A 23,153-nucleotide genomic window follows, 5' to 3' on the forward strand; every position below is an offset into this window, starting at 1 on the left:
TTTCAAATTTCGATGTAACTTATAAACTTATTATAAACATAAGCTTATAATTATATATTCACACTAATTTTGTTCTAGAAAAACAAATGGTTAACATTTAAATTAAAACGAAAAATTAAATGGCAGAGCACTATTTTATGAATACCATAGCACAATGGTTAATAGCCTTTACATATATTATTGGTGGCATTATTATTGCCAAAATAGCATACTATGTATTCAAAAAAATATCCAAAGGACTCATTAGTCATTCTAAAACAAAACTAGATGATGTACTAATTGAAACACTAGAAAAGCCTGTTGTTTTTACTATTGCAGTTCTTGGGTTCTATCTTGGTATGCGAGAGCTGACGATGACTACAGATTTTAAAGTACTTTTATTAAATACAAATAAAGTACTTATTGTAATCTGCATTACTTGGTTTATTGTTCGGCTTATAAATGCAATGGTCGAGCAATATATGGAGCCTGCAATTGAAGAATCTGAAAGCAAATCTAAACGACAGTTATTACCAATTATCACTAAAGTAATCACCATCACTATTTGGATGGTTGGAGTAATTATAGCCTTTGACATGATAGGCTATAATTTAGCCGGTTTAATTGCAGGACTCGGAATAGGAGGCTTAGCATTTGCTTTAGCGGCAAAGGATTATCTCCAAAACATCTTTGGTGGTATTTCTGTTTTTACAGATAAGCCCTTCTCTATTGATGATCGTATAAGAATTGATGGTTTTGATGGTAAAGTTGAAGAAATTGGTATTAGGAGTTCAAGAATAAGAACATTATCTGGATCTCTTGTAACCATACCCAATTCAATGTTTATTAGCAATAGTGTAGAAAATGTAGCTCTTGAGCCCACTCGAAAAATAATGCTGAGACTAGGATTAACTTATTCTACTAGTCCAGAAAAAATGCAAGAAGCTATGGATATTTTGAAACAAATTGTTTCAGACAATCAAGATATCGTAACCGATTTACCCACTGTATTTTTTGAAACTTTTGCAGACTCTTCACTTGTATTACTGTTTATTTATTACATAAGAAAAGAGGCCGATATTCCATTAACTCAAAATAAAATTAATCTTGAGATTTTAAAACGTTTTGATAATGCAGGATTAGATTTTGCATTTCCTACTAGAACAGTTTATAATACAAATCAATAGAACAATCTGTCTATAAAATTGATTTAATTATAAAAGAAAAAATTCTGAAGACTAAAAAAAAGAAACCCAACTTAAAGAATTAAGTTGGGTTTTTACTTTTGTGGTCCCACATGGACCACTTTAATATTTGTCTTATTTTACTCTATTTTACTGTATTATAACACCTTAACCTCTATTAATAGGGTGTTTAAAAGTTAAGCTGAATAAGACGAAATCAAGCTAAATTAAAATTATTCGTCCCCTCATTCGTCCCCTAGATATACTTTTTTAATATATTTGGGCATGGCAAAAGCAAAGTTTATACTCAAAGAACCGAACGCAAAAACAGATACTTTAATCTATCTAGTTTACAATTACCAATATAATAGATTTAAATACTCTACAGCTGAAAAAATAAACCCAAAGTTTTGGAATAAAAATGACCAACGGGTCAAATCAACTAAAAGCTTTCCAGAGCATCCCGAATTTAATGCAAGATTAGACAAAATTGAAAACGGAATAAATAACGCTTTTAGAAAATTACTAAATGACGGAATCCAACCGAATAACAAGAAACTAAAAGAAGCTTTAGAAAATGAATTATCAGACCATATCTTAAAACCCAAGAAAACAACTTTTTTAGAATTTATTGAAAATTATATTGAGGAAAGTAAATTAAAAAAATCAGAGGGAACAGTTAAAGTTTACAATACCACATTCAAGTATTTAAAAGAATATTCTAAAAAACAAAAACTAGACTTTGAAAATATAACCCTCGAATTTTATAGTAATTATATTTCTTATTTACGCTTAGAATATAATCTCGCTTCTAATACTGTGGGCAAACATATTAAGACAATAAAATCTTTTATGAATGAAGCAACTGACAGAGAACTTAATGATAATCTAGATTTTAGAAAACGAAAATTTAAAACTATACGTGAAGAATCTGATAGTGTATATTTAAGTCTTGACGAACTTAAATTAATCGAAAATTTAGATTTATCTGCTAGTCCTAGATTAGAAGTTGTTAAAGATTTATTTCTTGTAGGCTGTTACACAGGGTTAAGATTTTCAGATTTTACCCAAATTAAACCCGAAAATATAACGTCAAACAATTCACTTATTGAAGTAAGAACTAGAAAAACAAGTCAGCGAGTTTCAATACCATTGCATAAAACGGTAAGAGATATTTTAAAAAAATATAACAACGAATTACCAAAAGCATATACTAACCAAACTATGAACGGATATCTAAAAGAAGTTATAAGCTTGGCGGGAATTAAAGAACTAATAGAAACATCAATTACAAAAGGCGGTAAAATTGAACGAACTGTTTTACCAAAATATAAATTAATTTCAACGCATACAGCTAGACGAAGTTTTGCAACTAATTTATATTTGGCTGAAATACCAACAATTTCAATTATGAAAATTACGGGTCATCAGACCGAACAATCATTTTTGAAATACATACGAGTAACACAAAAAGAAAACGCAGACAAATTATTAACACACCCATTTTTTAACTAATTATGAATAACACCCCAAATCCATTTATAGAAGCCTTTACAATTGAATTAGAAAAAACGAAAAACTCTATATTTTTAATTGAAAATGAAATTAAACAAATTGAAACATTTACAAGTTCAAATGATACCCCGTCAATGTTTTCAAGTCTTGCAGCTGGCATGGGTAGATATGATAATTCAACAAATAGCGTCTTTGACGGAAGTACTTTACCCTCAAAAAGCATTTTTAATAAATCATTTTTCGAATACAATGCTTTTGGTAAGATTGACTTAAAGAGTAATTTATTTAACCCTGAACAATATAAAAAAACAGTAATTGATTTTAGTGAATATTATAATTGGCTTAAGGAACTTCAAACAACCCCAAAGAAGAAAAAAGTAATAAGTAGTTTAAGTCATAAACAAAAAATGCTAGCACTTCATTATTTAGGTTTAGATGTTAGGCAATACGCAGATGTAAAAGCTGGAAATGTAATTGCTCAAATTTTAGACCTTGACAGCCATAACACAAGAACAAATCTTCCATCCGTATATTTTAATTCAAAAGACAATAAAGTTAGGACAAAACAAAACCTTGAAAGACTACTAACCCTATTTGAAGATAATGATTTTGAAGAAATAAAAGCACAAATCACAACAGACTTACAGTCAATAAAATAGAAAGTTGTAGTTACCTCTTGTAGTCACTACAGTAGTAAAAAACACTAGCCTTACTTCTAATTTCGCACCATTATTAACGTAAAAAACAATAAAATAATGGTAAATGCAGACACAAACAATTCAAACAAATCAAATGTCGATTTTGATTTTGACACAGCAATAAGAAATGCTGTAAAAAGGGCAATTATTGAACATTACTGTCCTCCGAAAGCTTCGGATTCTGACATGTTCACTAGAAAACAAACTGCAAAAAAACTTTGCATATCTCTTCCAACTCTCCACGATTGGACGCTTGACGGATTAATACGAGCTTATCGTATAGGCAGTCGAGTTCTCTACAAATTAGAGGACATTGAAAGCTCCCTAACTTTAATTAATCCAAGAGTAAAGAGAGGGGGCAAATCATGTTAAAAGGTAAAAATGATTACTCCGTTATCGTGTTCTTAGAAAACGAAAAAAGACCAAAGAAATGGGAATATGTGCACAAGCTAAATGGCTTCGCAATGTTCTTAGACAAAAAACACTCTAGTTGGCTGTATATGAACGTTTATAATCGTCGTTCAGGGCAATTTATGAAACAACTTAAAAAGGGAACTTTCATTCCACAAACTCTCAAGTAGTTTTTCTTTTTTTTAACCTTTAAAATACCTTTAAGTAAAACCTTTAATAAATAACCTTTAAATGGTTTTAATTAATGTGCAACGATTCAGATTATGATAGTTAAAAATACATACGGTTCAAGTGTTGCTTTTTCAACAAAACAGTACGGTGTAATACCAAAAAATGAATTTACTGGCTCTGCATTACAGCGACCAAAACCCGTAAAAAAGAAAGACACAAAAGCAAAAAAAAAGGAAAGTAAAGACAAGGTGACAAAAGAGCGCACCTTGTCTCCGCGCTCGAAACGAAAGATTCGTAAAAAAATTACTTGCTTTGCTAGATGCTATAAAAGACTAAGCTTTGTCACGCTCACTTTTTTAAATAAAGTGAGTGATGAACAAGCCGTAAATTTATTACGCAAGTTTGTAGATAATGCTAAAAAACGTAGTGATGATTTCCAATATGTTTGGGTGGCTGAACGACAAACTAAAAACGATGTGTTTGAGGGGAACGTACATTTTCACATGATTACCAATAAATATTGGAAAATTGATAAATGGTGGAATTATTGGATTGACTTACAAGAAAAAAACGGAATTAAAGCAAGGGACAAAGATTACAGACCTTCATCTGCTTTTGATGTTAGGCAATTAAACTCAAAAAATATACGCTCTATCGCTTCCTATGTAACAAAATATGTTACTAAAAATGATGACGGGTTTAAATGCCAAGTATGGAACTGCTCAAAGCGTATTTCAGAACTTTACACGGACTTTTACACAACGACTGAGTTTACAGACCAGTTTAAAAAAATGGGTGCTGTATTAAAGGAAATTGAGATTAAAGACCAAAACAAACACCCTTTCTTAAATATTAAGATGATTAATTTAAATAGGCAAACCTTACCAATGTATAAACGATTAGATGATAAAAATCAGAAGATTTTAAGTGATTCTATTCTAAAATAGAACTGTTTTCTTTCCAAAACTCTTCTAATTGAACTTTAAGGTTATCTATTTCTATGATAGTCTCAGGATTCCAATTAGGTTCAGAGTAATTAACACCTGCCGATATAAGTCTTTTTAGCTTGGCTGGTTTAGTATTGACAAACTCAGTTCGTGGAAGGTTTGTACCAATTTTCCATTTTTCCCAATCCATTTCTTGGTCAAAACTATTCATTATTACGTAGCCACATGATTTAAAAGCTTTTTTAACCTCCTCTTCCGTGAATTTCATCTTTTTATCAAATTGCTTTCTCGTAATTTTATTAATGTCCAAAGTAAGACCACAGATAGTGTTTCTGGAACTTCTTCTTTTAACAGATTGCTCTAAAAAAAGTTTAATAAATTTTTTTAAAAACTTATGCCTATTGCTCATAATTAGGGGTTGAAAATTTATGCAATAATAGTATTCTTAGTTTTAGATATCAATTCTTCCGTGTGTTTTGATTGCGACACGAACTTCATTTGAAAATAAGTCAAATTTATAAATACTAAAAGTGTGCTTCGGAACTTAACCCAGACTTTTATACAACCACCAACTTTACTTAAGTCAGTTAAAAAAATAGGTGATGCATTAAAAGAAATTTAGATAAAAACACCCTTTTTTAAATATATAAATGATTAATTTAATAGACAAGTATTACCAATGTATAAAAGATTAGATGATAAAACTACTAAATAATTAAACTATAAAAAGTTGCTAATTAAATATTGCTAATATTATGCCTAATGTATCACTTACCATCCCTTCTTTTACCAATTCAATTATTAATCCTGCTACAACAGGTAAAATAATTCCTCCTGTAAGCCAACTTAATTTCTCTTTAGTATTCAATTTTTGATTAATCTTACTCTTTTTAGCGTTTGGTGAATTATCACCAAACGAAGTCTGGTTTTTTTTACCCTTAATATTCGGTGAGTAATTCCCTGAAGATTGCTGATTACCATTACCTTTTTGAACTGACTTTGTCATAACCTATTTAGAATTTGGTGAATTATTACCATTTGACATTTGGTTTTTCTTACCTTTTTGTATTATTTTATTTTTTACTTTTTTAGTGGGCTTCAAATGTTCTATTGCTTCATCTTTATTAAAAACATCTAAGCCTAAGTAATCACTTTCTGAATAGTCTTCTTTTTCATTGACTATGATTTTTTTATCCGAAGAAAATTTACATGTATCAATAAAAATATTCTCTTTATCTTTTGGGGTTAACTTTTTCCAGTATTTTTTATAATCCATACCTGTTATCCAACTTTTAATTACATAATTATTTTCAGCAAGTTTTAAATATTCATCTAATATTTCATCATTAATTATAACTCTATGAGGGTTTTCGTAAGTGAATTGCATCAATAAGTCAAATGCATATTTATAATCTTCAGAAGCGTAATTCACAACTTTTGAGCAAACTGTATAATCCATTCTTACTGCTGATTTTTTAAAAATTCAACAGTATCTAGTAAATCAAATTCATAAAAATCCTTTGGCCACGTAAAATCCCCTGTTTTATTAATTTCTATCTCTTCAATCCTAGCAAAATTTTCCTTACTCGTTTTCCCATGAATAAAATATAGACCAATATCACTTGATGATATTTTTCCTTCGGACACTCTCCTTCGTAATCTCTTCAATAAATATTCGCTATGAGTTTCAATAATAAAATTCTTTTTATCATTTTCAGTTGAACAAGATTCTATGAATAAATCCGCTAAATCGGCTTGCATTTTTGGGTGTAAATGAATTTCAGGCTGTTCAATTAAAGTAATTGAATTTTTCTTAGCTAAATAGCATTGTGTAATTATTGGCATTACTTGAGAAATTCCAAATCCCACATCTGTTATATCAAGACTCAATCCACTGTGATTAACTTTTATTTTATGAATAACTTCCTCTAGTTGAGTAATATCAACATTAATATTGAATTTTTTCATCCAAGAATTAACGCTTTTTTTTATATCAGGTCGTTCTCTAAATAATTCAATTAAATGAATAGTGTCAAGCGACTGAGTTGAGGTAGAAGCAATAACCTCATCCTGAAAATAATACCTCCTTGGATATGCTCTCAGCGGGTTTATATAATTAACATTATCATTATTTAAAGTTCTACTTATTGAATCTATAGATTCTCTTACAATATTCAAGAGGAAATCTACTACATAGTTTTTAGATAGAAACATTCTGTTTCTTCGATTAAAATTATCAAAAATATGAATATTGGTTAAATCGATGGTACTACCAAATTTACTTGAATACTTATCTAAAATTTTTTCATCGAAGATATCACTCCTCAAAGTATGCAATTTTCCTTTTCTAAGACTATTATATTGATACCCTAATATAATTGTATCCATTGATTTAATTTCGAAACCTGTTACCTGGATACTCTTCTTTTTATTTATATAGCCAATATGATATTTAAATTCGATATTTTTTACTTCGAATTTAGAAAGGGCTTCAGCAAAATAATAGGCATGCTTCAATGGGGCAAAGTCAAAAATTAGTTTTTTATCTTTAATGTTAAACAATTCTTTTTCACCTCGCACTCCATATCTAAATTGATTATGTTTTCCAGAAATAATAGATTCTAACTCATCTTCTGAAAGTTTACCTAAACTTTTATTAATTGATCTTTTTAAACTAATAAATTTAGATAAATAAGTATCCGCATGTTTAGCATCAAACGCTGTAAAATCTAAAACTTCAGAAACTCTATTTTTCTTTGACTTTGAGTGTTGAGACAAAGTAACTTTATCAAATCTATCTAATATATAATTCAAAGTTTCAATCTCGTCAACTAACCTGTGATATATTGAAGAATAATTATTTACAGAAATATTAAAATTCAGGTTTATTTGTGAGCTTGTTTTTTTATTATAAAATATATTTTTAGATTCACCTAGTTTAACTAATTCTCCATTCAATTGTAAACAACTAAGTCTGTTTTTATTTGAATTAAAAGTTTGCGATAACATTAAAAGCAATTGAATCAAACTACTTTTACCAGCACTATTACTCCCTAATAAAATAGTTATTGGCTTTATTTTTAATTCCCCCTCTTTAAACGCTTTGTAGTTTTCAAATTGAATTCTATTTATCATTTCTCTAAAAAAAGTTAGTATTTTTCCACAATATAAATATTTTACTTGGTTAATATGAGAAAATATAAATTCTTTACAAATTTTATTATATGTCTGACATTAAGTTAAGTCATCCCCTATGTAGTCCCCTAAGATAAAAAAAGCTCTGTAAACATTATGTTTACAGAGCTTTACAGTCTTAAAAAGTGGTCCCACATGGACTCGAACCATGGACCACCTGATTATGAGTCAGGTGCTCTAACCAACTGAGCTATAGGACCATTGACAAATGTCAATCTCTTTATTACTAAAGAGTGTGCAATATTACTACATATTTTAAAACTCTACAAGAAAAATAAACCGTTTTAATCCTTTATCTCTTGACATAATTCTATCAATACACCATTTGTAGATTTTGGATGTAAAAAAGCAATTAGTTTATTATCGGCTCCTGGTTTTGGTTTTTTGTGTATCATCGTAAAGCCCTCCTGAGTTAATCGTGCTATTTCCGCTTCAATATCATCAACCGCAAATGCAATGTGATGAACACCTTCTCCCTTTTTTTCAATGAATTTAGCAATGGGACTTTCCTCATTTGTAGCCTGAAGTAATTCAATTTTATTAGGTCCACATTTAAAAAAAGATGTTTTTACTCCTTCGCTTTCTACATCTTCAATTTTATAATGGTCTTTTCCGAATAAAGCTTTAAAAAGCTGATTAGAATTTTCTAGGTCTTTTACAGCAATACCAATATGTTCAATTTTTTTCATTCTTGTTAGTGTTTAAGTTTCCAACATACTATCTCGCAATAGTGACAAAAGGCAACCCACTTAATAATTTACACTCAAAAATAAGATAATCTTTAAATAACCTCTACTTTTGCAAATGATTAGTTATAATAGTCATTATGGAAGAATTTACACAAAGACAGAAAAAAATAGGAGGTATACTCCAACAAGATTTAGCAAAAGTATTACAAAAAGCAGCCACTGATGGTGGTTTGCGAGGCATTATAATTTCAGTTAGTAAGGTAAATGTAACTACAGACATATCTGTAGCTAAAGTTTACCTCAGTATTTTCCCGAACAAAGAAGCTAAACCTTTATTAGAAGGAATTAAATCTAATAAACCACTTATTAGACATGAATTGGCACAACTGACACGTCACCAATTGAGACGTATGCCACAATTAGAATTTTTTATTGACGATTCTCTAGAATATATAGATGGTATTGAACGTTCTTTAAAAGGTGAAGACAACCCATTAGACAACCCAGATTTACTTGACAAGCGTAAAAAACACTAAGTGAATTTTCCTTTATATATAGCAAAACGATACCTGTTTTCTAAAAGCAGCAATAATGCTATAAATATAATGACATTAATTGCTTCTGGTGGAGTTATTATCGCTGCAGCTGCGCTCTTTATTGTCTTATCTGTTTTTGCAGGACTAAAGGATTACAGTCTTAATTTTTCTACTTTTGTAGATCCAGATTTAAAAATAACACCTTTAAAAGGGAAGTCTTTTCAATGGTCTGAAAATGATAATGCTACACTATTAAAAATTGAAGGTATTGCGTCACATTCTAAAATAATTGAAGAACGCATTATTATTAAATCTGAAAACAAGAATCTTTTAGCCACTTTAAAAGGTGTCGATCATAATTTTTTGAAGGTTACCAATATTGATTCTATGGTAACTAATGGAAATTGGATTACTCCTGAAAGTAATGAGGTTGTCTCAGGTTGGGGAATTTCTAACAATCTATCTTTCGGTGTTTTTAATTATCTTAAACCGTTATCACTTTATGTTCCTAAAGCAGGAAAAGGTCAAGCAAGCTCTGTTCAAGGCTATTACAATTCTGTTTATGTCAAAAATGTAGGTTTATTTGAGATAAATGAAAAAATGAACAACAATTATATTTTTTCAGATATTAACCTTGCTAAACAGTTATTAAGTTATAAAGACAATCAATTAAGTGCTATTGAACTGAAGCTGAAACCAGATACGAATGAAGATGCTATTAGATCTGAAATCGAAACGGCCTTTGGAAACAAATTCAAAATAAGAAACAGGGCAGAATTAAACGATGCGCTCTTTAAAATGTTAAACACCGAAAATCTAGCTATTTACCTTATTTTCACGCTTGTTATTATTATTGCGCTATTTAATGTTATTGGAGCTATTATCATGATGATTTTAGACAAAAAGAAATCCTTAAATACACTCTTTAATTTAGGAACAGAAACTAAAACAATTAAATCTATCTTCTTTTTTCAAGGCAGTTTAATGACCATTGTAAGTGGAATAGTTGGTGTTTCTATTGGTTTAGCTATCGTATTTTTACAACAAACGTTTTCATTAATAATGCTCACACCAGATTTGGCTTATCCTGTTAGGATTGAGTTTTTTAATGTCGTTGTTGTATTAATTACAATTTTTACTCTAGGAATTGTAGCCTCAAAAATTGCATCTCAGCGCATTACTCGTGGATTAATACAGAGTTGAATTTAATACTAAATATCCACTATAATTATTCAGTAAACTGATAGCCTGAAAACTTATCTAAAACCTCATCAAAAGCGGCAAATACATCTTTAGAGTCGTCACTAGTTACCATTTTCATTCTATATTCTTTAAAATGAGGAATACCTTTAAAATAGTTCGTATAGTGTCTTCTTGTTTCAAAAACACCCAAAGTTTCACCTTTCCAGTCAATTGCCATTTGTAAGTGTCTTCTCGCTGCGTCTACGCGCTCGGCTAAAGAAATTGGTGCTAGATGCTCTCCGGTCTCAAAAAAGTGTTTTACTTGTTTAAAAAACCATGGATTTCCTATAGTTGCTCTACCAATCATAGCTCCATCTAAACCGTAACTATCTCGCATTTCCATAGCTTTTTCAGGAGTAGTAATATCTCCATTTCCAAACACAGGAATATGCATTCTAGGATTATTTTTCACCTCTGCAATAGGTTTCCAGTCGGCATCACCTTTATACATTTGCGCTCTGGTTCTACCATGAATTGAAATGGCTTTACAACCAACATCTTGTAGGCGTTCTGCAACTTCAACAATTTTTATGGAATCGTGATCCCAACCTAGTCTGGTTTTCACAGTTACTGGTAAATTAGTACGCTTTACCATTTCGGCAGTAAGTTGTTCCATTAAACAGATATCTTTTAATATACCTGCTCCTGCTCCTTTAGACACGACCTTTTTAACAGGGCAACCAAAATTAATATCTATAATATCTGGATTCGACTTTTCTACGATATCAATGGTCTGCAACATGCTTTCCATATTAGCACCAAAAATCTGAATACCAACTGGTCGTTCTTTTTCGTAAATATCTAACTTCATAACGCTTTTTGCTGCGTTACGAATTAAACCTTCACTAGAAACAAACTCAGTATATACTACATCTGCGCCTTGCTCTTTACAAAGTGCTCTAAATGGTGGATCACTAACATCTTCCATAGGTGCTAAAAGCAGAGGAAAGTCAGGTAATTCTATGTCGCCTATTTTAACCAAGTGTATATATTTTGATGCAAAACTAAGTTATTTTAAAAATATGAAACTAATTGTCTTGGTATTTCATTGCCCAAAGTCCATAAAAACCTAAAAACAACTCAGCAAACGTTCCAAATTGGTAACCAAAAGTTGGTACACCATCTACAAACCAACTTAATACTCTCCCTGACCCTAAACCTAGCATAAAAATAATATTGGTAACCAGTGCAAGTTTTAAATAATTTACTTTAAAAACACCTAGAATCCATAAGGTTGAAAAGCCTAAATACAAACCCATTATGGCTTTAAAGAAATTGTGCTCGTCAATAGTATTGAGGTGAATATCGAACTCAGAACTTGGATTAAAACCGTAAACAAAAGCCACAGGAACAACAATCAGAACCGAAATGATTAAATGAATTTTGGTGATGATTTGTTGTTTGGTCTTCAACATTATGAATTAAAATTTTACCTTAGTGTCAATCACCTCTTCACCTCGTTTAACAGAAATAGCAGCTTCATCTCCATTATCAAAAACAGATAAAGCTCGCATATAACTCATCATGTCTGAAATAGTACTATCACCGAGTTTTAAAACTACATCTCCTTTTTGTAAACCTGCATTAAACGCTGGTGTATCTTCTCTTGTACCATCTATTCGCATGCCTTTTCCGTCGTATAAATAATCTGGAACAACGCCTAAACCTACTTTAAAACGTGGTGTTTCTTCGCTTTCATTTTTGGTTTTTCTAAAGGCTAGTTCTCCATTATCATCTAAATCATTAATAATATCATAGATGTAATCTGAAATAAGATCCATGCCTTCATAATTCAATTTTTCAGAATCATCGCCTGGTTTATGGTAATCTTCATGCTGACCTGTAAAAAAATGCAACACCGGAATATCGACTAAATAAAACGAAGTATGATCACTTGGGCCTACTCCACTTTCATTTTCAACAAGTTTGAATTTATCGTTATTAGATTTTAAGGTTTGTTTGAACATTGGCGACGTTCCTGTACCATAAACAGCCAAAGTACTATCAACTTTCATTCTTCCAACCATATCCATATTTATCATGTAATTGATAGATGCTGCATCAATTGTTGGGTTTTTAGAAAAATAATTAGAACCTAATAATCCCATTTCTTCTCCAGAAAATGCCATAAACAAATAGTTGTTTTTGTCTTTTACTTCCGCTTGATCGTTCTTTACTTTTAAGCGACTTGCTAAATTTAACATTACAGCAACTCCGCTCGCGTTATCATCTGCTCCGTTATGTATGGCTTTGTCTTTACCACGATATAAAGATCCTTCGCCTCCAAAACCTAAATGGTCGTAATGCGCACCAATAACAATGGTTGTTTTAGCCTTATTATCTATAAAACCAATGACATTGTGCCCTGTTATAGTACTATCTGCGTTAGTGGTAAATACAACTTCGCTATGCGGATCTGTTTTAGGTTTAAAAGAAAAGGATTGTAAAAAACCTTCTGTTCCTTTTGGCTGAACTCCAATTTCTTTAAAACGTTTTATAAGATATTCTGAAGCTAAAACTTCACCTTGTGTTCCTGTTTGGCGACCTTCTAATTTATCATTAGCTAAAAATGAAACATCTTCCTTAATGTTATTTTCGGCAACTTTTGGTTCGTTTTTACAAGATAAGAACCCTATTAAAAGGAATAAACATAATAATTTTTTCATTTTGAAATATCTATTAAATTAATCACGTGAAATGTAATTTTAGAAAAACGATCTAAATCATTATCAGATGTATTTCGTATACATTTCAACTATAAATCTTATTTTTACACAAAATTAGGCATTAAAAGCCACTTATTATAATCCTTTATTATGAACAGAATCACTGTTATTTTAATTCTCTTGGTTACATTTTCGTCTTGTAAAAATGAAACTGCTAAAGTCTCAGAAGCAATACCAGAAACTACTATAGATTCAACAGAAATTAAAAATCCATTAATCTATCCTGAAGAAATTCATTTTAAATCTATAAGACAAGTCACTTTTGGTGGCGATAATGCAGAAGCCTATTGGAGTTTTGATGATAAGCAATTAGTGTTTCAATCTAACAACGCAAAATGGAATGTTGGTTGCGATCAAATGTTTTTAATGAATGCTAACCAAACCTTTACAGACAGTATTGCACCACCAATGTTAAGTACAGGAAAAGGAAGAACAACTTGCGCTTACTTTTTACCAGACAACAAACATATTATCTATGCCTCTACACATCTTGGAGGTGAGGAATGCCCAGACACTCCACTTAGAAAAAACGGAAAATACATTTGGCCTATCTATGATACCTACGATATTTTTGTAGCTGATTTAGAAGGTAACATTGTAAGGCAATTAACCAATGAAGTTGGTTACGATGCAGAGCCAACGGTATCTCCAAAAGGTGATAAAATTGTATTTACATCTACTAGAAGCGGCGATTTAGAATTGTATACTATGAATATAGATGGTAGCGATGTAAAACAAATTACACATGAATTGGGTTATGATGGAGGTGCTTTCTTCTCTCCAGATGGTAGTAAATTAATCTTCCGTTCATCACGTCCAAAAACGGAACAAGAAATAAAAGAATACAAAGATTTATTAGCTGAAGGCTTAGTTGAACCAACTGATATGGAACTTTACATTTGTAATGCTGATGGATCTGAATTAAGACAATTAACAGATTTAGGAAATGCTAATTGGAGTCCATTTTTTCATCCTTCTGGAGACAAGGTTTTATTCTCATCTAATTTTGAAGCTGAAAGAGGATTTCCTTTCAATTTATATTTAATTGATATTGATGGGAAGAATTTAAAACGTGTTACACATGGTGAAACGTTTGATGCATTCCCTGTGTTTTCTAATGACGGGAAACATTTAGCATTTTCTTCTAACCGGAATAATGGTGGAGGACGTGATACAAATCTGTTTATTGCTGAGTGGCAAGATTAACAAATCCGTTATTGCATGTCATTTAATCTTTGACGCTCTTCTTCACTAGTAGTACGCTCGTTGGTACTAAGTTTTGTGTTACCAAATTTGTAGCGAAAACCGAGTTTAATGTAGCGATTGTCTATATCTACAAAACTATTACTAGACTGATTTAAGTACTTAAGTGAAGTCTCTTGGTTCTGTAAATTAAATAAATCTTCTACTGTCAGTGAAATCACACCTTTTTTATTGAGTATTGACTTTGTTATGCTGAGCTCTGAAAATAATCTATCTTCAACATTTGAAAGCTGTTGCAAATTTTTACCAACCCATTGAAACGTTAAATTTACATTTAAACTTTGATCTTCCAACATTGTAATATTATTCTGTAAAGCACTGTAATTAGACCACTGATTAAATTTCACAAAACCTTCACCAAAATTAGTTTCTTCAGTACTATTATAAAAAGAAGTAACGGCATACACATTCCAAGTGCTCGTTATATCATAGTTAAATAGAAAATCAAATCCGTACTCTACTTTCTTATCTAGATTTGTGGGTGTAATCTCAACAATGTTTGTTTGGTTATTTTGCCTAAGTAACTCCACAATATCTCCATCATAATTCATATAATAAGCTTCAACTGTAAAATGTTCTAAAAAATTAGTTCCAACTACAAAATGATCTCTATACGTTGGTACTAAATTAGGATTACCTAAAACAATGGTGTTTTCATTTAAAAAGAATGAAAATGGATTTAAACTTGTATAACTTGGTCTTGTAATGCTACGTTTATAATTTCCGTAAATAATCATGTCTTCTAATACCTGATGCGATAAGCTTGCGTTAGGAAACCAACCAAAATAATCTTGAGTGTTTGTTTCTCCAAGCGTAACTGATTTACCCTCTATATTAGATTGCTCTGCTCTTAATCCCAAACTTAAATCCCATTTATTCCAAGATGTGCTATAATTACCATAAGCTGCAAATACGTTTTCATCGTACATAAAAGCATCTGTATTGTCTGTATTTATAACTTCAGAACCACCAATAACATCTAATCTTACAATATCGCTATCCGTATTTATATTAGAATATTTTACTCCTAAATCTAAACTAGAAGTTTCATTCGTTGGTAAACTATAATCTATTTTGCCTGTAATTATGTTAGTCTTCTGATTTGCAATAGTGTTAAATTCTGAATTATCCAGAAAATCATTATTAGCATCAAAATTGTTAGTAAATACATTTTGATGTCGCTCATAATCGTAAATGGTATAATGCGCATTAAATGTAAGATTCGCATTATTTTCAAAGTCGTGTCTAAAAACTAGATCTGTACCAATATTGTACTTGTTATCTCTAGACATATTATCTGATGTATAACTTCCTTTAAAAACCGAATTTTCATCGTTAATATTAGTGTTATTTTTTAATTGATATTTAAAATATGGTGTATATAAGCCTGTACTTGTAAGGCTCAACGTATTTTTATCATCTAAATAATAATCGAAACTAAGATTTAGATTGTGCGTTTCTGACCAGGTATTTCTGTTGGTATTAGATTCCCATATTTCATAAATCTCATAAACATCTTCCTGTAATGGATCTGGATTCTCCAAAAAATTAACCGTATCATCCTGATCTCTATTAATTTTATTCTTAGTAAAGCTGTAATTAAGATTGAGGTTAATTTTATTGTTTTTAAAGTAATGGCTTGTACTTGTATTATATCTAGGAAAAACACCTTGTGTATAATTAGTAAGCAAACTACCTCTATAACCTGTAATTAAGTTTTTACTCATTATAATATTTATTACAGAACCAGAATCTGCATCATAACTCGCAGGCGGATTTGTAATAACTTCAATAGATTTAATACTATGGGCTGGTGCACTTTCTAATAAATTTATAAGCTCGTTAGCCGTTAATTGTACACGACGGTTATTAATAAAAACTGTAGCTGGTGCATTTTTAATATTAATACCGTTATCTGAAACAATGACTCCTGGTGTACTTTTTAAAACACCAAGTGTAGAACCTTCCGTTAAAGCCGTATTTTCTATATTAAATATCAAGCGGTCTGGTTTACGTGTTATTGTTGGTTTTTTAGCAACAACAGTAACCTCGTTTAAATTTTCAGGAATTTCGTTAAGTTGAATATTTTTTAAATCTAAGTTTCCTGTTAATTTAATTTTTTGCTTAAAATTTTCAAAACCTAAATAACTTATTTTGAGGTAAAATGTGGCTTCAGATAAATTGATTAAATTAAAAGAACCTGCCTCATCGGTTGAAGTTCCCTTGAGATAATCGCCATCACTTTCGGTTAAGATAACCACGTTAGCAAACTCTATAGGATTATTATTAGCGTCAACTACACGACCTGAAACTGAATAGTCTTGTCCATACGCAGAAAGCGAAAGCACAGAGATAAGTGCACAGAAACAAAGTCTTAGGTTAATAATCATTAAAAAAAGTTAGACTTGCAATATATAAATTGTTTTTCACTTTATGTTGTGGTTTTCCCACAGTAAGAGACATTTTATAAAAAAACAATTGATACGTTAAAGCACAAGAAATCGATTATATTTGCAAATTACATATTTGGACTAGCTTAAACGAGTTCATTGCCTTAGAAAAGAGACATGAAGAACATACGTAACTTTTGCATTATTGCACATATTGACCACGGAAAAAGTACACTAGCAGATCGCTTGCTAGACGTTACAGGTTCTGTAACTGCTCGTGAACAACAAGCCCAGCTTTTAGATAGTATGGACTTGGAACGCGAACGTGGTATTACCATAAAATCGCATGCCATACAAATGGATTATGAATATGAAGGCGAAAAATATGTTCTTAATTTAATTGATACTCCTGGTCACGTAGATTTCTCTTACGAAGTTTCACGTTCTATTGCAGCCTGTGAAGGTGCTTTATTAATTGTAGATGCTGCTCAAAGTATTCAGGCACAAACAATTTCTAATTTATACTTAGCATTAGAAAATGATCTTGAAATTATTCCCGTATTAAATAAGGTAGATTTACCTAGTGCAAATCCAGAAGAAGTTACAGATGATATTGTAGATCTTTTAGGTTGTGATCCAGAAGAGGTAATTCACGCCAGTGGAAAAACAGGTTTTGGTGTAGAAAATATTCTTAAAGCTATTATTGAACGAGTTCCTGCACCAAAAGGGAATGTAAATGAGCCTCTTCAAGCTTTAATTTTTGACTCTGTTTATAATACGTTTAGAGGTATTGAAACTTATTTTAGAGTTTTTAATGGTGAAATTAAAAAAGGACAAAAAATTAAATTTGTTGCCACAGGAAAAGAATATTTTGCTGATGAAGTTGGAACTTTAAAATTAACACAAGTAGCCAAGCAAAGTGTAAAAGCAGGCGATGTTGGTTATTTAATAACAGGAATTAAAACAGCAAAAGAAGTAAAAGTTGGTGATACTATCACTGATTTTGCTAACCCAACAACAAACATTATTGAAGGTTTTGAAGATGTAAAACCAATGGTTTTTGCTGGTATTTACCCTGTAGATACAGAAGATTACGAAGAGTTGAGAAACTCAATGGAAAAACTACAATTAAACGATGCTTCTTTGGTATTTGCTCCTGAAAGTTCTGCAGCATTAGGTTTTGGTTTCCGTTGTGGATTCTTAGGAATGCTTCACATGGAAATTATTCAAGAACGTTTAGAACGCGAGTTTGATATGACGGTTATTACAACCGTGCCTAACGTATCTTATCATGCTTACACAAACAAAAACCCAGATGAGGCTTTTGTTGTTAATAACCCAAGTGATTTACCAGAACCAACAACCGTAAACCGTGTTGAAGAACCTTTTATAAAAGCAACGATTATTACTAAAGCCGATTTTGTTGGTAACGTAATGAGTCTCTGTATAGAAAAACGCGGTATGATTGTGAATCAAACTTATTTAACAACAGAACGTGTAGAGTTGATTTTTGAAATGCCATTAGCAGAAATTGTTTTCGATTTTTACGATCGTTTAAAAACAGTATCTAAAGGGTATGCTTCTTTCGATTACCATCCTTTAGGCATGAAAGCGTCTAAATTAGTACGTTTAGATGTGCTTTTAAATGCACAACCTGTAGATGCCCTTTCGGCATTAATCCATGCAGATAACGCTCATCATATTGGTAAAAAAATGTGTGAGAAGTTGAAAGAATTAATTCCACGTCAACAATTTGATATTCCTATTCAAGCAGCTATTGGAGCAAAAATCATTGCCAGAGAAACTGTAAAGGCCTTACGTAAAGATGTAACTGCAAAATGTTATGGTGGTGATATTTCTCGTAAACGTAAGTTACTTGAAAAGCAGAAAAAAGGAAAGAAACGTATGAGACAAGTTGGTAATGTTGAAATTCCACAACAAGCTTTTATGGCTGTTTTAAAATTAAACGACTAAACGAATTCCTGCGAAAGCAAATGTTATTTATATCATCAAAAATCCCTTTTTTTAAAGGGATTTTTTTATTCCTCAAGCCACTTTCTAAACTCTGCTGTTGTAGAAGAACTCGTCATTACAGTCTCTTTTAAGCCCGTCATTTTAATAAGTAATCGGTTTTTAAAATGGCTTTCTATATTCTCTATAAAATCGATATGAACCAGTTCGCTTCTATTAATTTTAAAATATTTTTCAGGGTTTAATTGACTGTAAATAGTACTTATATTTTGTGAAATGGTATGTCTTTTACCTTCATAATCTGTGGCAATACAAAAATCTCCAGATGCTTCTACAACACTAATATCAGCAGCATTTAATAACTGAATTCCTTTGGTTTTTTTAATAACAAAACGCTTTTTATAATTGGTGTTTTCTTCTTTTAAAGCCAACCTTAAAGTATCTAGTGTTGAATGATTTAAAGCGTTATAATCGCCTTGTTGGAATAAGGCTTGGTATTTTTCTATAGCTTTATTAAAATCTGTTTGTGTGTAGGGTTTTAAAATATAAGCAATGCCATTAGTGTTAAAAGCTTCAAACAAATAATCATCATGTGCAGAACAGAAAATAATAGGTGAATCTATAGAAACACTATTAAACAAATCGAAAGATATACCATCTAATAATTGAATATCTGACAATATAAAATCGTAGGTTTTTTCATTTAATAATAGTTTTCCTTCACTAATTGAGCGTGCCCAATCGTGCTTTATGCCTTCAGAAAAAAATGTTTGCAAACACCCTATAAGTTTTTGGTACGCTGGAATTTCGTCTTCTAAAATTAAGATGTTAATGGTTTTATTTTTCATCACTTAATTTAATAATAGGAATTATAATTTTATAGCTCTTAGCTGTATCACTGATTTGAATTTGTTTATCGCTTAGTAATTGATACCTCTGTTTTAAGTTTATTAATCCTGTTCCTAAAGACTCCGGATTGATTCCTGTGCTTGTATTCGTATTTGTTACTGTTATCCAATCTTCGGCTATTAAAATGGTCGTTTCAATCGTATTTCCATCTATCATTTTATTATGCTTTACCACATTTTCTAGTAGTGTTTGCAATGCTCCTGTTGGAATAAATTTATCGTTTAAACTCGTATTATTAACAATATTGAAACGGTAATCATTAGCAAAGCGTGTTTCAATTAAGAATACATAATTTTCAGCAAAAGCGACTTCTTTAGACAATTCCATGACCTCAGCATCTTTTGTTTTAATTAAATACCTATAAATTAAAGACAATCGATTTATATACTCTTTTGCGCTTGTTGGATTGCTATCTATTAAAGCATCTAACGTATTTAAATTGTTAAATAAAAAATGTGGATCTAATTGAGAACGCAGTAGTTTAAGTTCGTTTTCTTTCTGCTGTTTTTCTATTTTTAAAAATTCATTTTGCCCTTCGTAAAACTTTTTAGTTAATAATAGTGCAAAAGGAAAAGCTGTTTGAAAAGTTCCTCTATCGATCATATTTATAACAAAATCTAATCCTTTTGGGTAATTATTCCAATCATTTTGCCCAGACCAGAATCCTATAGTATACTCTATTCCTGTGATAACAATTAAAATTATAAGCCCCAAAAAAGCAAAAAGGAAATACTTCTTTTCTTTTACAAATTTTGGAATTAACCAAAACACAAATAAAAAGATTACACTACAAATAGCAATTAAATCGGCTGGAAAATCTAAAAGGTATTCTCTTAATAACGCACCTCTTTCATAATATGCCTTTCCTTGAATTAAATAAGACACAACAAAATAAACGGCTAATACTAATAGATCTGATTTATTAAGTTTGTTATTCATTTTAATGGATTAATTATTAGCCTCAATTCTGTTTTCTTCATCTCTAGAAGTTTGGCTTCTACTTTTCTTTTTCCCGTATTTAGATCCAAAACTGTAGGCTAATCTCAATTGAATATTTTGTCTAGAGCCATTACTTTCTACATCTGCAAGGCCATTACCATAATCTATATTTCCAATGTAACCTCTGTTAAGCATTTTACTAAAACCAAGATTAGCTTTCAATTTATCATCTAAAAACTTTTTACCAAATGAGAAGTCTAATTCTGCAAACCAATCTATTTCTACTTGACCTTCTAAAGCTCCTGTTCCATAATTTCCGCTTAATTCAAAATTAATATCCCATGGCAATTCATAATTAGCTTGTAAAAACCAAATTAGATTCCATTTATCTAAATCGACATTAAATGTTGAGGATTCAAAATCTGTATTGGTAACAATAATACCTGTGTAACCTTCTAAACCTTCTGTAAAATCTACAGGTGCAAATAACCTAAAATTCCAATTTTCATTGTTTTCAATATTCACTACTTGTTGCCTAATCTGTGCTGTGGTATTGTCTTGTTTTATTAAATTGAAAATAGCATCGTCTGTTTTACTATAACCAATTGTAAAAAAGGGTTGACCATCATAGGTTAGGTTAAATTGATAATTATTAGTGTAAGATGGTATTAAATTTTGGTTGCCTTCATTTGCAGAAAACGGATCTAAAAATGTAGCAAAAGAATTTAAACTACTATAAGATGGTCTTTGAATTCTATAACTGTAAGATACACTTGCTCCTAAAACATCCGTTAATTTTCTACTTATTGAAGCACTTGGAAATAACTTTTTAATAGGTCTTTTTTGCACTTCTGTAACAAGAGTTCCGTTATCTAAATAAGTAGATGCTCCATCTGTATTACTATCTTCATAACGCAAACCTCCAGAAAAAGACCACGCTCCTACTGTAGCATTTATTTTAGAATAAAGTGCAAATATGGTTTCGTCTATTACAAATCGGCTACTTTCTTCAGTTACCAAATCAAATGTTCCGCTGTTATCTATTAAAGCTTGCAAATCATTGTCTGTTTCTACATCTGCATATCTTGAACCTGCACTAAGTTTTAGGTTGTCTGAGAATGTTTTGGTATAATCTACTCGATACGTTTTTATATTGAATGTTCCTTCTTGTATGTACCTTCTATCTGTAAAAGCAACTGTACTACCTGCAACATCAGAAAGTGTATTTGTATTATCGTTTGTAAAATCTACATAATTAAAATCTAGAACTAGTTTATCGGTTTCTGTCTTATACTCGTAATACGGATTGATATTAAAATTAGCACGATCTCTATCAAAATAATTTTCAGAAAATAAGGTTTCAGTATTGCTTTCGTCAGAAATAATGGTTTTACTACTGGATGTTCTTGTCGATGTTCTTTTATAAAATCGTCCTCCCAAACCAATAGAATGATGTTCACTTAAATAATAATCTAAATTTCCACTAATTGAAAAGTTTTGAGGATCGTAAGGTTCTCTTGTTGCCTGGTCGTAAGTTTCAGTTCCAACCGTTCTCACTAAAAACAAATCGTCTCGCCAAGTTGGTTCCGAGTAATTAACACTTGTCTGCCAATTTAGTTTGTTCTTAAAACTCGCCATAGAAAAACCAGAACCCCATTCAAAACCTTGGTCTTTACCCATCCAAGAAGTTACATTTCCATTGGTACCTAACTGCACATTTTTCTTTAAAATAATATTAATAATTGCAGCTGATCCAGAGGCTTCATATTCTGCTCCTGGTTGCTCTACAAGTTCTATTCTAGAAATATTATCTGCAGGAAAATCTCTTAATAAGGTTTCAACATCCATGTATTCGGTTGTTTTTCCATTAATTAAGATTTTTACTCCCGATTTTCCAGCGATTGAAATACCATTGTTAGATACCAAAACACCCGGGATTTTACGCATTACATCCTCTAGGTTGGTGTTTATCATTTCAGAATTTTCGAGATCTACGATGAGCTTTTCAGCTGTTTGTTTAAAAACAGGTCGTTTAGATTTTATAACAACTTCTCCTAAAGTTTGTGCTTCTTCCTTAAGAGTAAAATTGAAGATTTTGTCTGCTGTGCTTAGCGTAAAAACTTCGGTTTTCTCTGTTTGGAAACCTAGTGAAGAAACTTCAAGGCTGTACTTGCCTTGTTCTAAGTTTTTGAATTCATAATAACCTGCATTATCACTTACCAACCCTGTTAACGGATCACTAACGCCATCTTGATAAATAATAATGTTTGCAAATGGTAAAGGTTCATTAGCCTCGTCTGTAATAGTGCCTTTTACATTTTGAGAGAAACCTAAGGTAACAGTGAAAATTAAAAAACTACATAAAAATGATTTCATATCTGATTCGAT

At 31.0% G+C, this 23,153-nt stretch carries 21 protein-coding genes and 1 tRNA gene; 9 read left to right on the forward strand and 13 right to left on the reverse strand.

Going from position 1 to position 23,153, the window contains the following annotated elements; genetic code table 11:
- Positions 1-119 precede the first annotated feature (119 nt).
- The 5 genes from HM981_RS04855 (at position 120) to HM981_RS04875 (ending at position 4,905) form a co-directional block, all read left to right on the forward strand.
- The gene (locus HM981_RS04855) at positions 120-1,166 is read left to right on the forward strand and encodes a mechanosensitive ion channel family protein (protein WP_179337445.1); all 1,047 of its coding nucleotides are present in this window, start codon (positions 120-122) and stop codon (positions 1,164-1,166) included.
- A gap of 282 nt (positions 1,167-1,448) precedes the next feature.
- Positions 1,449-2,678, forward strand: a complete 1,230-nt coding sequence (locus HM981_RS04860) for a site-specific integrase (protein ID WP_179337446.1) — start codon at positions 1,449-1,451, stop codon at positions 2,676-2,678.
- A 2-nt stretch (positions 2,679-2,680) separates the two neighbouring features.
- Positions 2,681-3,337: a hypothetical protein gene (locus tag HM981_RS04865; RefSeq protein WP_179337447.1), complete on the forward strand. Its 657-nt coding sequence runs from the start codon at positions 2,681-2,683 to the stop codon at positions 3,335-3,337.
- Positions 3,338-3,433: 96 nt separating this feature from the next.
- Complete coding sequence (locus tag HM981_RS04870) at positions 3,434-3,748, forward strand: helix-turn-helix domain-containing protein (RefSeq protein ID WP_179337448.1); 315 nt, start codon at positions 3,434-3,436, stop codon at positions 3,746-3,748.
- Positions 3,749-4,050: 302 nt separating this feature from the next.
- On the forward strand, positions 4,051-4,905 hold the full coding sequence (locus HM981_RS04875) for a rolling circle replication-associated protein (RefSeq protein WP_179337449.1): 855 nt from the start codon (positions 4,051-4,053) through the stop codon (positions 4,903-4,905).
- On the opposite strand, the gene HM981_RS04880 is transcribed toward HM981_RS04875, so the two are convergent.
- From HM981_RS04880 to mce, 6 genes are all read right to left on the reverse strand, one after another.
- On the reverse strand, positions 4,892-5,173 hold the full coding sequence (locus tag HM981_RS04880) for a hypothetical protein (protein ID WP_179337450.1): 282 nt from the start codon (positions 5,171-5,173) through the stop codon (positions 4,892-4,894). The two genes, HM981_RS04875 and HM981_RS04880, sit on opposite strands and share 14 nt — an antisense overlap.
- A 465-nt stretch (positions 5,174-5,638) precedes the next feature.
- Positions 5,639-5,911: a hypothetical protein gene (locus HM981_RS04885; protein WP_179337451.1), complete on the reverse strand. Its 273-nt coding sequence runs from the start codon at positions 5,909-5,911 to the stop codon at positions 5,639-5,641.
- A 3-nt stretch (positions 5,912-5,914) separates the two neighbouring features.
- Positions 5,915-6,364, reverse strand: a complete 450-nt coding sequence (locus HM981_RS04890; RefSeq protein ID WP_179337452.1) for a hypothetical protein — start codon at positions 6,362-6,364, stop codon at positions 5,915-5,917.
- 2 nt (positions 6,365-6,366) lie between these two features.
- A complete protein-coding gene (locus tag HM981_RS04895; protein ID WP_179337453.1) occupies positions 6,367-8,040 on the reverse strand; it encodes an AAA family ATPase in 1,674 nt (557 codons plus the stop codon).
- 186 nt (positions 8,041-8,226) lie between these two features.
- Positions 8,227-8,300: transfer RNA gene (locus HM981_RS04900), tRNA-Ile, on the reverse strand.
- A gap of 84 nt (positions 8,301-8,384) precedes the next feature.
- Positions 8,385-8,789: a methylmalonyl-CoA epimerase gene (gene mce / locus HM981_RS04905; protein WP_179337454.1), complete on the reverse strand. Its 405-nt coding sequence runs from the start codon at positions 8,787-8,789 to the stop codon at positions 8,385-8,387.
- Between the two features lie 137 nt (positions 8,790-8,926).
- On the opposite strand from mce, the gene rbfA reads away from it, so the two are divergent.
- Positions 8,927-9,325: a 30S ribosome-binding factor RbfA gene (gene rbfA, locus HM981_RS04910; protein ID WP_179337455.1), complete on the forward strand. Its 399-nt coding sequence runs from the start codon at positions 8,927-8,929 to the stop codon at positions 9,323-9,325.
- Positions 9,326-10,528: an ABC transporter permease gene (locus tag HM981_RS04915; protein WP_317167162.1), complete on the forward strand. Its 1,203-nt coding sequence runs from the start codon at positions 9,326-9,328 to the stop codon at positions 10,526-10,528. It abuts the gene before it with no gap.
- 25 nt (positions 10,529-10,553) lie between these two features.
- Here HM981_RS04915 and dusB read toward each other — a convergent pair whose 3' ends face one another.
- The 3 genes from dusB to HM981_RS04930 are packed head-to-tail and all read right to left on the reverse strand — an operon-like array spanning position 10,554 to position 13,233.
- The gene (gene dusB, locus HM981_RS04920; RefSeq protein ID WP_179337456.1) at positions 10,554-11,549 is read right to left on the reverse strand and encodes a tRNA dihydrouridine synthase DusB; all 996 of its coding nucleotides are present in this window, start codon (positions 11,547-11,549) and stop codon (positions 10,554-10,556) included.
- 46 nt (positions 11,550-11,595) lie between these two features.
- Entirely contained in the window at positions 11,596-11,982 is a 387-nt protein-coding gene (locus HM981_RS04925; protein WP_179337457.1) for a DUF4345 domain-containing protein, read from the reverse strand.
- Positions 11,983-11,988: 6 nt separating this feature from the next.
- Positions 11,989-13,233: a M28 family peptidase gene (locus HM981_RS04930; RefSeq protein ID WP_179337458.1), complete on the reverse strand. Its 1,245-nt coding sequence runs from the start codon at positions 13,231-13,233 to the stop codon at positions 11,989-11,991.
- Between the two features lie 150 nt (positions 13,234-13,383).
- Between HM981_RS04930 and HM981_RS04935 the strand changes: the two genes are divergently transcribed.
- Entirely contained in the window at positions 13,384-14,499 is a 1,116-nt protein-coding gene (locus HM981_RS04935) for a TolB family protein (RefSeq protein ID WP_179337459.1), read from the forward strand.
- An 8-nt stretch (positions 14,500-14,507) separates the two neighbouring features.
- Here HM981_RS04935 and HM981_RS04940 read toward each other — a convergent pair whose 3' ends face one another.
- On the reverse strand, positions 14,508-16,946 hold the full coding sequence (locus tag HM981_RS04940) for a TonB-dependent receptor domain-containing protein (RefSeq protein WP_179337460.1): 2,439 nt from the start codon (positions 16,944-16,946) through the stop codon (positions 14,508-14,510).
- 177 nt (positions 16,947-17,123) lie between these two features.
- On the opposite strand from HM981_RS04940, the gene lepA reads away from it, so the two are divergent.
- The gene (gene lepA, locus HM981_RS04945) at positions 17,124-18,920 is read left to right on the forward strand and encodes a translation elongation factor 4 (protein ID WP_179337461.1); all 1,797 of its coding nucleotides are present in this window, start codon (positions 17,124-17,126) and stop codon (positions 18,918-18,920) included.
- A gap of 65 nt (positions 18,921-18,985) precedes the next feature.
- On the opposite strand, the gene HM981_RS04950 is transcribed toward lepA, so the two are convergent.
- The 3 genes from HM981_RS04950 to HM981_RS04960 are packed head-to-tail and all read right to left on the reverse strand — an operon-like array spanning position 18,986 to position 23,141.
- Positions 18,986-19,765: a LytR/AlgR family response regulator transcription factor gene (locus HM981_RS04950; protein ID WP_179337462.1), complete on the reverse strand. Its 780-nt coding sequence runs from the start codon at positions 19,763-19,765 to the stop codon at positions 18,986-18,988.
- A complete protein-coding gene (locus HM981_RS04955) occupies positions 19,755-20,765 on the reverse strand; it encodes a sensor histidine kinase (protein ID WP_179337463.1) in 1,011 nt (336 codons plus the stop codon). The genes HM981_RS04950 and HM981_RS04955 overlap by 11 nt, the downstream gene beginning before the upstream one ends.
- Positions 20,766-20,774: 9 nt before the next feature.
- A complete protein-coding gene (locus HM981_RS04960) occupies positions 20,775-23,141 on the reverse strand; it encodes an outer membrane beta-barrel protein (RefSeq protein WP_179337464.1) in 2,367 nt (788 codons plus the stop codon).
- Positions 23,142-23,153 lie beyond the last annotated feature (12 nt).

Origin of the sequence: Winogradskyella ludwigii (genome assembly GCF_013403985.1) — a bacterium.
Taxonomy (GTDB): Bacteria; Bacteroidota; Bacteroidia; order Flavobacteriales; family Flavobacteriaceae; genus Winogradskyella; species Winogradskyella ludwigii.